The 13,451-nt window shown below is 66.1% G+C and carries 11 protein-coding genes; 4 read left to right on the top strand and 7 right to left on the bottom strand.

Features of this window, described 5'->3' with window-relative positions:
• Window positions 1–4: 4 nt before the first annotated feature.
• From BRAD285_RS23080 to BRAD285_RS23050, 7 genes are all read right to left on the bottom strand, one after another.
• The gene (locus BRAD285_RS23080) at window positions 5–1,087 is read right to left on the bottom strand and encodes an ABC transporter ATP-binding protein (RefSeq protein WP_006609390.1); all 1,083 of its coding nucleotides are present in this window, start codon (window positions 1,085–1,087) and stop codon (window positions 5–7) included.
• On the bottom strand, window positions 1,084–2,148 hold the full coding sequence (locus BRAD285_RS23075) for an ABC transporter substrate-binding protein (protein WP_006609391.1): 1,065 nt from the start codon (window positions 2,146–2,148) through the stop codon (window positions 1,084–1,086). The genes BRAD285_RS23080 and BRAD285_RS23075 overlap by 4 nt, the downstream gene beginning before the upstream one ends.
• A 14-nt stretch (window positions 2,149–2,162) precedes the next feature.
• Window positions 2,163–2,978 carry an ABC transporter permease gene (locus tag BRAD285_RS23070; protein WP_244422025.1) on the bottom strand — a complete coding sequence of 272 codons (816 nt, stop codon included), beginning with the start codon at window positions 2,976–2,978 and terminating at the stop codon, window positions 2,163–2,165.
• Window positions 2,979–3,046: 68 nt separating this feature from the next.
• Entirely contained in the window at window positions 3,047–3,922 is an 876-nt protein-coding gene (locus BRAD285_RS23065; protein WP_006609393.1) for an ABC transporter permease, read from the bottom strand.
• Entirely contained in the window at window positions 3,922–4,704 is a 783-nt protein-coding gene (locus tag BRAD285_RS23060; RefSeq protein ID WP_006609394.1) for an IclR family transcriptional regulator, read from the bottom strand. The genes BRAD285_RS23065 and BRAD285_RS23060 overlap by 1 nt, the downstream gene beginning before the upstream one ends.
• Before the next feature lie 150 nt (window positions 4,705–4,854).
• The gene (locus BRAD285_RS23055; RefSeq protein ID WP_006609395.1) at window positions 4,855–8,394 is read right to left on the bottom strand and encodes a molybdopterin cofactor-binding domain-containing protein; all 3,540 of its coding nucleotides are present in this window, start codon (window positions 8,392–8,394) and stop codon (window positions 4,855–4,857) included.
• Entirely contained in the window at window positions 8,394–8,876 is a 483-nt protein-coding gene (locus BRAD285_RS23050; RefSeq protein ID WP_006609396.1) for a (2Fe-2S)-binding protein, read from the bottom strand. Before BRAD285_RS23050 ends, BRAD285_RS23055 begins: the two co-directional genes overlap by 1 nt.
• Window positions 8,877–9,160: 284 nt before the next feature.
• Between BRAD285_RS23050 and BRAD285_RS23045 the strand changes: the two genes are divergently transcribed.
• The 4 genes from BRAD285_RS23045 to BRAD285_RS23030 all read left to right on the top strand — a co-directional run bounded on the left by BRAD285_RS23045 (window position 9,161) and on the right by BRAD285_RS23030 (window position 13,411).
• On the top strand, window positions 9,161–10,612 hold the full coding sequence (locus BRAD285_RS23045) for a 6-hydroxynicotinate reductase (protein ID WP_371507221.1): 1,452 nt from the start codon (window positions 9,161–9,163) through the stop codon (window positions 10,610–10,612).
• On the top strand, window positions 10,609–11,496 hold the full coding sequence (locus tag BRAD285_RS23040) for a UPF0280 family protein (RefSeq protein WP_006609398.1): 888 nt from the start codon (window positions 10,609–10,611) through the stop codon (window positions 11,494–11,496). Before BRAD285_RS23045 ends, BRAD285_RS23040 begins: the two co-directional genes overlap by 4 nt.
• 42 nt (window positions 11,497–11,538) lie before the next feature.
• Window positions 11,539–12,123, top strand: a complete 585-nt coding sequence (locus BRAD285_RS23035; protein WP_035644470.1) for an amino acid synthesis family protein — start codon at window positions 11,539–11,541, stop codon at window positions 12,121–12,123.
• Between the two features lie 100 nt (window positions 12,124–12,223).
• Window positions 12,224–13,411 (top strand): ABC transporter substrate-binding protein, encoded by a 1,188-nt coding sequence (locus BRAD285_RS23030; protein WP_085962742.1) that lies wholly within the window; start codon window positions 12,224–12,226, stop codon window positions 13,409–13,411.
• Window positions 13,412–13,451 lie beyond the last annotated feature (40 nt).

The raw sequence follows: 13,451 nt of genomic DNA, 5'->3' as shown, positions 1-13,451 counted from the left end.
AATATCAATCCTCGAGAATGACGAGATCGGCCGGCCGCCAGCCGAGCGCAACGGTCTGACCCGGCGTATGAAGTGGTCCGGCTCCGGAATTCGGCTGCTGCGCCAGCACGCGCTGGCCGCCGTCGAGCACGATGCGATACAGCACGGCACCGCCGAGGAAGTTCGTGCTCTCGACCGTCCCGCGGGCCGACGTGCTCTTGGCGACGGCCTGATCGGCTGGAGACACCGTGATCTTCTCCGGCCGCAACGCGACCGACAGAACCTCGCCGTCGGCTGCGGCCACCGCACGCGACAGCGGCAGCACCAGACCATTGCCGACCGCGATGCCCGAACCACCGTCGACTGTCACGCGCTGGCCGCGGAAGATGTTGGTGTCGCCGATGAAGTCGGCAACGAAACGCGTCCGCGGCTGATCGTAGATCTCGACCGGCGTGCCGATCTGCTCGACGCGACCGGCATTCATCACCGCGATGCGGTCCGACATCGCCAGCGCCTCTTCCTGGTCATGGGTGACGAAGACGAGCGTCACCCCGAGGTTCTTCTGCAACTGCTTCAGTTCGAACTGCATCTGCTGCCGCAGTTTCTTGTCGAGCGCGCCGAGCGGCTCGTCGCACAGCAGGACGCGCGGCGAGATGACGATGGCGCGTGCGAGCGCGACGCGCTGCTGCTGGCCGCCAGACAGCTGCGCCGGCCTGCGATCCTCCATGCCCGACAATTCGACCATCGCCAGCGCGGCCTTCACCTTGGCGGCGATGGTCGCCTTGTCGACCTTGCGCATGCGCAGGCCGAAGTCGACGTTCTCGGCGACCGTCCGATGCGGGAACAGCGCGTAGTTCTGGAACACCATCGCCATGTCGCGCTTGTGCGCGGGCACATGGGTGATGTCGGCACCGTCGAGCCGGATCTCGCCGGTGCTCGGGCTGTCGAAGCCCGCGATCATGCGCAATGTCGTGGTCTTGCCGCAGCCGGAGGGGCCGAGCAGCGAGAAGAACTCGCCCGGCCGGATGTCCATGGCAACCGTGTCGACGGCGCGCACGCCGCCGTCATAGATCTTGCTGACCGAGGCGATCTCGATGGCAGCGCTCATGCGCGGAAGATCCGGTTCACCCGGCTGTCGATCTCGTCTTTCTGCGCGTTGTACCACTTCCAGTCGACCTGGATCAGCTTGCTGACCTTCTCCGGCGTTGTCAAAAGCTTGGCGTCATACTTGGCGTCGAGCTTCACCTTCTTGTTGGCCGGCGAGTACCACACCGTCTCGGCGAGGCGCTTTTGAACCTCCGGGCGCAGCATGTAGTTGATGTAGGCGTTGGCCAGCTCCTTCATCTTGCTGCCGGGCGTGATGCTGAGCACCTGCTCCAGCGACAGCACGCCTTCGCTCGGCGTGATGAAGTCGATCGGCTGGTTCTGGCCGTCGTAACGATAGATGCCGGAATCGTGGATCACACCGAGCCCGACCTCGCCGGACAGGAACAGCTTCTCCATCGCGCCGGTGAAATCGACGAGCTTGATCGGCTTCAGCTTCTCCAGCGCGGCATAGGCGGCGTCGAGATCGGTCTGGCCCTTGCCGTAGAGCGTGCCGCACATCATCAGGAAGGCCTGGCCGAGGCTGTTGACCGGGATGACGTAGCCGCCGCGCACGCCGTTGTACTTCGCGTCCCACAGCTCCTTCCAGGAGGAGATGTTGGAATAGCCCTTGTCGGTGCGCATCCCCAGCCCGATCGCGCTGGTGAAGATGCAGACGCCGACGATCTTGTCGCTGACGGCGTAGGGATAGACGTCGGCCATGTTGGGCACGAGCTTCGGATCGACCTTGGGCTCGACGAGGCCCATCTCGACGGCCGCCCACTGCTCGTTGGAGTTGGTGTGCAGCACGTCGTAGATCGGCGCCGAGCGCGAGCTCGCCTGCAGCTTCGGCAGGAACGGCAGCGCGGTGTCGGTCTTGAGCTTGCACTTGAACTCGGCCTCGAACGCCGGGCCGATCTCGGCCTTCATCACGTCGCCCCATTTGCCGCCCCAGCCGGTGATGTTCAGCACCGGCTCCTCGGCGCGCGCGACATAGGGCGCCGTGATGACGCCGGCACTGAGCGAGGCCGCCGCGGTCAGCAGGCGCCGGCGGCTCAGGGGAAAGCGACGCGATGAGGCGGTCATGCCAAAAATCTCCGTTAGAGTTTGACGGTGGAGCGCAGGCCCACGGTGCGGTCGAGCGCGATGACAACGATGAAGGAGAGCAGGATCGAGACCACCGAGGCGGCGCCGATGGTGCCGTCGAGATCGAATTTGAGGTAGTTGAACAGCGTGATCGGCAGGGTCTCGCTGCCGGGCGCGACCAGGAACAGCGAAACCGGAAACTGGTCGAACGAGACGATGAAGGCGAAGATTCCGCCGGCCATCACGCCGGGCTTCACCAGCGGCAGCGTCACTTCGAAGAACGTCCTGGTCGGGCTGGCGCCGAGGTTCTGCGCGGCTTCCTCCAATCGCACGTCGAAATGATGCAACACGGCGAGCGTGGTGCGGACGACGTAGGGGATCGTCACCAGCGTGTGCCCGGCGACGAGGCCCCAGACGGGACGGCCGACGTCGAGCAGCACGTAGGACTGGAACAGCGCGAGGCCGGTGAGGATCGCCGGCAGCATCAAGGGCGACAGCATGGTCGCGACGATCAGCCGCGAACCAGGCAGGTTGCCGCGGGCTATGGCGAGCGCCGCGGACGCGCCAAGGACAGTGGCCGCCACCGTCGTCATCGCCGCGACCTCCAGGCTGAACAGCAGCGCATGCATGAAGTCGCGCGAGGCGAAGAACTTCTCGAACCAGCGCAGCGACACGCCGACCGGCGGAAACTGGATGAACGGCGTGGGGTTGAGAGCGAACACGATCACGATCGCGATCGGCGTCAGCAAGAAGATCAGGACCGCGATGTTCGCTGCCAGATACAATCGGCGTCCCCACCGCGGCGGCGTCGCCTGGCTGCGCTCAGACATTGCGGCAAGCTCGATCGGGCGAGCCAGCGGCGTTTGCTGCGGGGACGCGAGACCTGTCATCGCCGGCCCTACTGCAGCTCGCGCTGGCCGGAGACGAGGCCGAGCACGTGATTATAGGCAATGACCAGCGAGAGCGAGATCACGAGCAGCACCATGCCGAGCGCCGCCGCGAAGCCGACGTTGAAGTTCGCCGAGATCTGCTGGTAGATCAGGATCGGCAGGGTCATGATCTGGAAGCCGCCGAGCAGGATCGGCGTGACATAGGCGCTGATCGCGAGCGCAAACACCAGGAGCGAGCCGGCGAGGATGCCGGGCAGGCTGAGCGGCAGGGTGACTTCGAGGAAGGCGCGCCAGGGGCTCGCACCGAGGTTTTCCGCGGCCTGCTCTAGCCGCTCGTCGATGCGGCCGATCACGCCCGTCAGAGTGAGCACCATGAAGGGCACGTAGATGTGGACGAGGCCGATGACGATCCCGGTCTCGTTGTACATCAGCTGCAGGGGCTTGGTGATCAGCCCGAGCGAGATCAGCGTCTGGTTGATGACGCCCTTGTCGGACAGGAGCGTCATCCAGGCGAAGGTGCGCACGACGATGCCGGTCAGCATCGGCGCCAGCACGGCCATCAGCAGCAAGGCATGGCCGGTGCGGCTCTTGATCCGCGCCATCCAATGCGCCAGCGGATAGCCGATCACGAGCGCGACCAAGGTCGTCCAGAGGCCGATCCGGAGCGTGGTCCAGATCACCTCGAGATAATAGCTGTCGTTGCCCATGCGGGCATAGTGCTTGGTGGTGAAGCCGACATTGGGCATGACGACGGGATTTCCCGTCAGCACGCTCATGACGGCCATCAGCCCGATCGGCAGGAAGAAGAACAACGCGAACAGCAGCGCGCTTGGCAGGATCAACAGGGCAAGGCTGTTGACGCGCGGCGCACTGGTCGTCGGCATCAGGAGGCCAGCCCGGCCAACTGCTCGATGGTCTGGCCCAGCGGATCGCCGGTCATGCGCCGCAGCTTCGTGGCCATGGCGTTGAGCTCGCGGCGGACATTGGCGCGCTCGATCTCGGTCGTGGCCTGCACCGAATACGACACGGCGATGCCGATCAGCTCGCCGCTCTCGCCGCTCGACAGCGCAAAGCCCTGCGAGCCCACGCCTTCGATGGCCTCATCGGCCGCGTCCGAGATGCCGGTCCGGCGGATCTCGTTCAGCCGCGCCATCAGCTCATTGAAGTTCTGCGGCGAGTTGGCTGGGACCTTCGGATAGTCGAGCGGCACGCGCGCGCGGATCTCCTGATCCGACAGGCGGGCCAGCATCGCGCGGCCATTGGAGGTGACGATCGCCGGCGTGCGCTGGCCCGGCGGATTGACGACGCGCAGCGGGTTGGAGCCCGGCACGATGCGCAGCACGACCTGCTGATAGCCGTCGAGCACCGCGATGTAGCCGGTGTGACCGGTGCGCGCGCAGACGTCGCGAAGCTCGCGCTCGGCAATGGCGAGCAGGTCGTCATGGGCGCGGTGCAGGCGGCCAAGTTCGAAGGTCAGCAGGCCCGGGCGATAGCGGCGGGTGTGCGGGTCCTGCTCGAGCAGGCCGCAATCGCGCAGCGAGCGGAGCAGGCGTGAGGTCGAGCTCTTCGGCTTGCCGGTCAGGCCCTGGACGTCGGCGAAGGAGAGGTCGGGCCGCGTCGTCGAGAAGCAGCGAAGGATGTCGATTGCGTTGGTCAGGGCGCTCATGATGATACCGTTTGTTCCATTTTTCGGAACGTAGTGCCAAATTCTAGAAGCGGCAAGGCATCTGCCGCAAGACGAAATTGGGGGCAGAAAGATGCCCGATTGCGCGTCAGGGTGGTGGTCTTGGCGCCAGCGCCGGTAGCATCGTCGGCCTCAATGCGGCGTGGCCGACCGGATGCGGCTGACGGCGGCATCCACGTCGGTCCAGGCCGGCTTGTCCGGGGCGAACTGACCTCGGAGATAGGAGACGAGCTCGGCGAGCTGCGCGTCGCTCAGATGGTCCTTGAACGCCGGCATGTAGCCGAGGTCGGAGGAGGCCGGCTTCATGATGCCGTGCAGGATCACCTGGATCAGATTGTCAGGCGTGGCGCTGTGCAGATTGCTGTTGAGCGCGAGCGACGGCCGGCTGCCGAACAGCGGCAGTCCGCCGACTTCGTGACACACGGCGCAGGCGCCGAGATAGAGCCGCGCGGCGGGAGACGACGCGGAGGTCACCTTCGTCCGTGTTTCCAACTCCCTGGCGATCGCTTCCAGCTTTGCCGGCTCGGGTGCCGTCTGCTGAAATGAAGCAAGATAGGTCGCCATCGCGCGGATATCCGCATCGGGCAGCGTGGCGAGATCCTTGACGATCGGCGCCATCGGTCCGGCGGTCACGCCGTGGAAGCGCGACTGGCCGGTGCGGAGATAGATGGCGAGTTCGTCCTCGGTCCACGGGATCGGCGCTGAAGAGAGCGCGGTGAGCGCCGGCGCTTCCCAGCCGTCGGCGAAGCCGCCAGCGAGATAGGCATCGCGCTGCTCGGCGCCGAGCGCATTTCTTGGCGAGTGGCAGGCGCTGCAATGGCCGAGGCTCTCGACCAGATAGAAGCCGCGATTCCACTGCTCGGATCGGGTCGGATCGGGCTTGAAGGTTTCAGTACTGTGAAACAGCGCATTCCAGCCGGCAACCAGCGGCCGCAGGTTGAATGGGAAGCGCAGTGCATTGTCAGGCGTCTGTTGCCGCACGGGCGACTGCGCCATCAGATAGGCGTAGAGCGCCTGCAGATCGGCGTCGCTGGTGCGCGCGAAATGAGTGTAGGGGAACGCCGGATAGAGCTGCCGGCCGTCGCGATGCACGCCCTCGCGCATCGCGCGCTCGAAGGCCGGATAGGACCACGCGCCGATACCGGTCTCGACGTCGGGCGTGATGTTGGTGCTGAAGATCGTGCCGAACGGCGTCTCCAGCGCGCGGCCGCCGGCATTGATCAAGCCGCCATCGGAGGTGTGGCAGACAGCGCAATTGCCGAGCGCCGCGAGCGACTCGCCGCGTGCGATGGTCGCTGCGGAATAGACCGAGGGATCGGGACGGGTGATCGGTGCGATGGCGCGCCACGGCAGCACGGCCGTCGCGACACCGATGGCCGCGGCACAGGCCGCAACCGCGCTGGCGATAAGGCCGCCGCGCCTGGCGAAAGGCTTGATCCAAGTGGCCGCGGGCTTGTCCGGCGCGGGCAGCGGCTGTGGCTTGGCTGGCTCGAGCTGTTCGCCGCGCAGACCTTTCAGGATGCGCTCCGGCGTGAATGGCGGCTCGCGGAAGCGCACGCCGGTGGCGTCATAGACCGCATTGGCGATCGCGGCGGCGCTCGGTACTGACGCGGACTCGCCGACGCCGAGCGGCGGCTGGTCCGGCCGCGGCAGCATCAGCACGTCGATCTTGGGCACGTCGGGGAAAGTGATGATCGGATAGGCGCCCCATTCCCGTGCCGCCACCTTGCCGCGGGAGAAGGGGACCTCCTCCATCAGCGCCCGGCTGGTCGACTGGATGACGTTGCCTTCGATCTGATGGCGCACGCCGTCCGGATTGATCATCAGGCCGGAATCCTGGCCGGCGATCACGCGCGTGACGCTGACGTCGCCGGTCGTGGTGTTGACGGCGACGTCGGCGATCCACGCCGACCAAGCCGCGCCGTAGCCGGGAAACTTGCTGTGGACGTAAAGCGCGTAGGCGAACCCGCGGCCGTGCACGACGCCATTCTCGGGCGTCTTCTCCTGGCGCACCGGGCGCGGCGTCCAGCTGGCGCGCTCGGCGACGGCGTTGACGAGGTCGCGCGCGCGTTCGTCCTTCAGATAGCGCAGCCGGTATTCGATCGGATCGACCTCCGCCTCGGCGGCGAGCTCGTCGATATAGGATTCGTGCGCAAAGGTGTTGGGCAGCGCCGAGACGCCGCGGATCCAGGAGGCGCGGACGATCGGCGGCATGTCATGCGCAGTCACGCGCATATGGTCATAATCGTAAGGTGGGATCGCCGTGCGGTCGCCCATCTCGAACACGGCCGGCTCCGGCGCGATGCGTCCCGTCAGCAGCAGCGCTAGGGTCGGCGCGCCGTTCGAGGGATAGCGGGTGGCGAACTCATAGGCCGCCACCGAGCCGTCGGCATTGAGGCCGCCATTGACGTCCATCAGCTGCGCGGTGCCCTTCGGCTCCCACACATGCTCCTGCTCGCGCGTGAGCTGCACGCGCACGGGACGGCCGACCGCGCGCGACAGCAGCAGCGCATCGGCGGTGACGTCATCGGCGCAATTACGGCCGTAGCAGCCGGCGGCCTCCAACCGGATCAGCTCGATCTGGTGCTCGGGGCAGTCGATCAGCTTGGCGAGATCGGCGCGCAGGAGGTGCGGGTTCTGCGTCCCCGAATAGATGCGGATGTGGCCGTCGCGAACATCGGCGACCGCGCAGGACGGCCCGATCGAGCCGTGCATCTGATACGGCCACAGATAGGTCCGCCGCATCGGCTTCGCGGCGCCTTCGATGGCGGCATCGACGTTGCCTTTGTCGAGCAGCCGGCGAGGTTCGGACGGATTGGCGCGTAGCGCGTTCTCGACGTCGTCAAGATCGCGCAACGTTGGCACCGGCTTCCAGTTCACCTGGAGGCGCTCGGCGGCAAGGATCGCCTGCTCCTCGCGCTCGGCGACGACGCCGATGAAATCACCGATTACGACGATGTCGACCAGGCCGGACACGTCGCGTACGGAGTCCTTGTCGACGCCGATCAGGCTTGTGCCGATGAAGGGACCGGCATCGACGCCGACATACGGCGGACGCACGACGCGGCCATGCAGCATGCCGGGAACGCGCACGTCATGGACGTAAGTCGGCTCGCCGGTCGCTTTCGCCGGCAGGTCGACGCGCGGCACTGAGCGGCCGACGACCTGATAGTTGTCGACGGATTTGACGGCGACATCTTCGGCCAATTCGAGGCGGATGGTGTCGTTGCCGATCAGCTCGCCGTAGCTGAGTACGCGATTGTTGGGGCCGCGAACCAGGCCGTCCTCGACGGTCAGATCCTCGACGGCAAGGCCGAGCTGCACCGCAGCCCGCGCCAGCAGAAACGCGCGCGCCTGCGCCGCCGCCTTGCGCAGCGGCACCGCGGTGATCTGGATGGTCTCGCTGGCGATCGTTGCGCCCTGGTTGGGCACGACGGCGGTATCGCCGAGCACGACCACCACACGCGCGAACGAGACGTCGAGCTCTTCTGCGACGATCTGTCCCAGGGCGGTGCGAATGCCGGTGCCGAGATCGACGTGCCCGTTGAAGGCCGAGACCTCGCCGGCCGCAGTGATTCTGATGAAGGTTTCGGACGAGCCGTCGGCAACGCGGCGCTCGATGCTCAGCATGCCGCGCGGATCATCGGCCGTGGGAGTGAGGCGCTCGGTCATCAGTCCAGCGCCTCGAGCGTGTGGCCGGCCGCGCGCATCGCCGCGCGGAGAATTTCGACATGGGCGCCGCAGCGGCAGAGATTGTAGCGCAGCGCCTGCTTGATCTCGTCGAGCGACGGATCGGGCTTGATCGCCAGCAGCGCCTTGGTCGTCATGATCATGCCGTTCAGGCAATAGCCGCATTGGGCGGCCTGCTCGGCGATGAAGGCCTGCTGCACTGGATCTGGTGTTTCGCGCGAGCCGAGCCCTTCCAGTGTGGTGACGCTGCGGCCGGCGCAGCCTTCGATCGGGATGACGCAGGAGCGCGCGGCGCGGCCGTCGATCAGCACGGTGCACGCGCCGCACTCGCCGAGGCCGCAGCCGTATTTCGGGCCGTTCAGAGCGAGGTCGTTGCGCAGCACGTTGAGCAGGGGCGTGTCCGGCGCGGCGGCGACGTCATGCGTCTGTCCGTTCACGGTCAGCCGAATCGGAGCTCGCGTCATGCCCTTCTGTCGTCCGCTATGATATTGTTAACGAGGATGCGATCGCGTCGACCGGAGCCTATCGTTTGTGTACTAACATGCAAGTACCGCGTTTCGCATTGCAGCGTGTGCACGATTTGTCGCCATTGTGCAGGGCAAACTGATCGATTATCCGGCAAACCTGCTTTTCGCTCGCGGCGGCGCTTGACAGTCGGCGAAGCGGCGCGACATCATTCGTATACGAACGAATTGCCGTGGCGTGCTGGCGACGGCCGCTGCCACCGCTCCAGGATGGGCTTCTCCGCATGATGACTGAGACGGCGAGCGACGCTGCAGGGGACAAGATCCGCTGCGATGCCTGTCCGGTGATGTGCTACATCAAGCCGGGCGCGGCGGGCGCGTGCGATCGCTACGCCAATCAGGACGGCGTGCTGGTGCGCGTCGATCCGCACATCCTGCTGGAGCGCACCGTCTCCCATGGCGGCAAGCTTGTGCTGTTCCAGGCGAGCGGCGACTGGGACGGCAAGATCGTGCATCAGCCGGAGCTGTTCGTCACCGCGATCGGAGCCGGCACGACCTATCCAGACTACAAGCCTGCGCCGTTCATCGTGTCGTCGCAGGTGGAAGGCGTCGACATGGTCACCGTCGTGACCGAAGGCATCTTCAGCTATTGCGGCGTGAAGGTGAAGATCGACACCGATCGCTATCTCGGGCCGGAAGCGGCGACCGTGCGTGTCGACGGTGAGGCCGTGGGGCACGTCACGACCAGCGAATACGGCTCGCAGATGCTGTCGCTCGGTGGCGTGCACCACCTCACCGGCGGGTCGAAGAAGGAGGGGCGCGTCACCTGCGACGCGCTGATGGATCTCAGCAACCGAAAGGCGGTCGAGCTCACCATCGACGGCGGCGCCAGCGTGATCGTGCAGGCTGGGCAGCCTCCGATCGTCAACGGCGTCAAGGAAGAGCGCATGCGCGTCGGCTGCGGCTCGGCCACGATCGGCATGTTCGCCAAGCAGTGGCAGGGCAAGGTCGACGAGGTCGTCGTGGTCGACGACCACATCACGGGGGTGCTGTCGGAGCACCAGGCCGGCAAGCTGCTCGACATTCCCTCGACGGGGATCAAGATGAAGGGCCGGCGTTCGACGCCGGGCCGGTATTTCCAGGTCGCGCAGCCCGGCACCGGCTGGGGTGGCACCGACATTTCCGATCCGCTGTCGATTCTCGGGCCGTTCGATCCGAAGACGGCGAAGCCCGGGACGACTCTGCTGATGGTGTCGACCACCGGCGAGCATGCCGGTTACTACGTGCTCGATGAAACGCTTAAGCCGGTGCAGCGCGAGATGCCTCCGGAGCTGCAGTTCTCGGTCGATCGCATTCAGGAGAATTGCGAGCCGGCGCTGTGTACGGTTCTTTTCATGGCCGGCGCCGGCGGTTCGCTGCGCGCAGGGGTCACCGACAATCCTGTGCGGCTGACGCGCTCGGTCAAGGATGCGCTGACGCGCGTCACCTCGGGCGGCGCGCCGGTCTATGTCTGGCCGGGCGGCGGCATCACCTACATGGTCGACGTGACGCAGATGCCGGCGGGCGCATTCGGCTATGTGCCGACGCCGGCGCTGGTGGCGCCGATCGAATTCACGATGAAGCTGTCGGACTATGAGGCGCTCGGCGGCCACATGGACTACGTCCAGCCGCTCGCGTCGTTGAAGGATGTCAGCAAGGATATCCGCCAGTTGCCTTGGCCGGGACAGGGCGCATGAGCCGTCAGCCTCAGATCGCGCTGTTGTCGGATCGGCGGCTGCATTTGCAGGACGGCCCGATCGATCTGATCATCGGCGCTGACGGTCCGGAGGCCGAGATCCGCGCCGCTTATCAGGCTGCCGCGGGGCGCTTTACGGGTCTGCTCGATGAGCTCTGTTCGGAACTGCGGGAGCTGCGCAAGGCCGCCGACCTGGATTTTTGTTCGCTGAACGGTGTCGTTGCCCGTCGCATGCATGCAGCTGTGGCGCCGTTTGCGGCCGAGATGTTCATCACGCCGATGGCGGCGGTCGCTGGTGCGGTGGCGGAAGAAATCCTCGGCGCGATGGTGAGCAAGGCGAAACTGACACGCGCCTATGTCAACAATGGCGGCGATATCGCGCTGCATTTGCGCGACGCCGCGACGTTCAGCGTGGGGCTGATGGATCGGCCGGACAGCGCCGGAACCATGCGCCGAATGACGTTGCGCGCGAACGACGAAATCGGCGGCGTTGCCACGTCCGGCCGTCACGGCCGCAGCTTTTCGCTCGGCATCGCCGATGCTGTCACGGTGCTGGCCAAAACCGCCGCGCAGGCAGACGCCGCGGCGACCGTCATCGGCAACGCGGTGGATCTGCCCGGCCATCCCGCCGTCATCCGCCGTCCGGCCTGCGAACTTCAGCCGGACAGCGACCTCGGTCAGCGGCTCGTCACACGCGAGGTCGGCGACCTCAGCGATACTGATGTAGGGACGGCCCTGACGTCGGGCGAGTGCTCTGCGCGGGCCCTGCTGGCGGCTGGCCTGATCGAAGGCGCGGTCCTCCAGCTTGGCGGGGCCATCCGCGTCGTCGGTCCGCGCCCGATCGAAATCGTCAATCCGTCGCGGTTGCGGGCGGCGGCGGCGTGAGGTTTGATCCGTGATGGACAGGAACATGAGGAACTGCCGACGATGAGCGCCGTCATCCGCAAGATCGTGACCGTGGTCGAAGAAGTCCATCACGAGATGGGCAAGGCCGTCTCGCCGCCGACGCGCCGCGCCGCGGCGGTCGCCGTGATCGAGAACCCGTTCGCCGGCCGCTATGTCGAGGATCTCTCGCCGCTGATCGCGATCGGCGAGGAACTCGGCGAGATGCTGGCGAAGCGCGCGGTCGCAGCACTCGGAATCGAAGGGCCCGCCGCGCACAGCTACGGCAAGGCCGCCGCCGTCGGCAGCGACGGCGAGCTGGAGCATGCCGCGGCGATCCTGCATCCGAAGATGGGCGCGCCGGTGCGCAAGGTGCTCGGCAAGGGCGCGGCGCTGATCCCGTCTTCGAAGAAGCGCGGCGGCGTCGGTTGCACGCTCGACATTCCGTTGGGGCACAAGGACGCCGCCTTCGTGCGCAGTCATTTCGACGGCATGGAGGTGCAGATCAACGATGCGCCGCGCGCCAACGAGATCATGGTCGCGCTCGCCGTCACCGACAGCGGGCGTCCGCTTCCGCGGGTCGGCGGGCTCACGGTCGCTGAAATCAAGGGCGACGACGGTCTACGATAATCGAGCATGCTCCGGAAAAGTGGGTACCGGTTTTCCGACAAGAGCATGCTCAAGAATAGTGAAATCAAAACTGGAGGCTGAAGGGATGCGACGGAGAACGATGCTTGCGGCAGGCTTGGGCCTTGCCGTCGCGGGACTGGCGGGCGCGGCTCGCGCCGAGGACGTCATCAAGATCGGCGAGATCAACAGCTACTCGCTGCTGCCGGCCTTCACCGAGCCCTACCGCAAGGGTTGGCAGCTCGCGGTCGAGGAGGTCAATGCGGCCGGCGGCATCAACGGCAAGAAGCTCGTCGTCGTCTCCAAGGACGACAGCGGCAAGCCGGCCGACGCCCAGACCGCGGCCAACGAGCTGGTGTCGAGCGAGAACGTCGCGATGCTCGCGGGCACCTTCCTGTCGAACATCGGGCTTGCCGTCAGCGACTTCGCCAACCAGAAGAAGGTGTTCTTTCTGGCGGCCGAACCGCTGACCGACGCCATAACCTGGTCGAAGGGCAACAAATACACCTTCCGCCTGCGTCCCTCGAACTACATGCAGGCCGCGATGCTGGTCGAGGAAGCCGCCAAGCTGCCCGCCAAGCGCTGGGCGACGATCGCGCCGAACTACGAGTATGGCCAGTCGGCCGTTGCCGTGTTCAAGAAGCTCTTGTCGGAGAAGCGCCCGGACATCCAGTGGGTCGACGAGCAGTGGCCGCCGCAGGGCAAGATCGACGCTGGTCCTGTCGTACAGGCCGTTGCCGCCGCCAATCCGGAAGCGATCCTCAACGTCACCTTCGGCGCCGACCTCGTGAAGCTCGTCCGCGAGGGCAACACCCGCGGCCTGTTCAAGGATCGCAAGGTCGTCAGCTTCCTGACCGGCGAGCCGGAATATCTCGATCCGCTCAAGGACGAGACGCCGGAAGGCTGGATCGTCACCGGCTATCCCTGGTACTCGATCAAGACGCCCGAGCATGACGCGTTCCTGAAGGCCTATCAGGCCAAGTACAACGACTATCCGCGCCTCGGCTCGATCGTCGGCTACCAGACCATCAAGTCGGCGGCCGCCATTCTCGCCAAGGCCGGCTCGACCGATGCCGACAAGCTGATCGCCGCCGCGGAAGGGCTCTCCGTGCCGTCGCCGTTCGGCGAGATCACCTTCCGCAAGAACGACCACCAGTCGACGCTCGGCGCCTTCGTCGGCAAGACCGCGCTGAAGGACGGCAAGGGCATCATGGTCGACACCGTCTACCGCAAGGGCTCGGACTATCTCCCGAGCGACGCGGACGTCGCCAAGCTCCGTCCAAAGGACTGAGCCACGCGTTCTCGACGCCTTCCTGCCTCCTCCTCCCGCG

The sequence above is a fragment of the Bradyrhizobium sp. ORS 285 genome (assembly GCF_900176205.1).
Taxonomy (GTDB): Bacteria; Pseudomonadota; Alphaproteobacteria; order Rhizobiales; family Xanthobacteraceae; genus Bradyrhizobium.
This window is presented reverse-complemented; position numbering and strand designations above follow the sequence as displayed.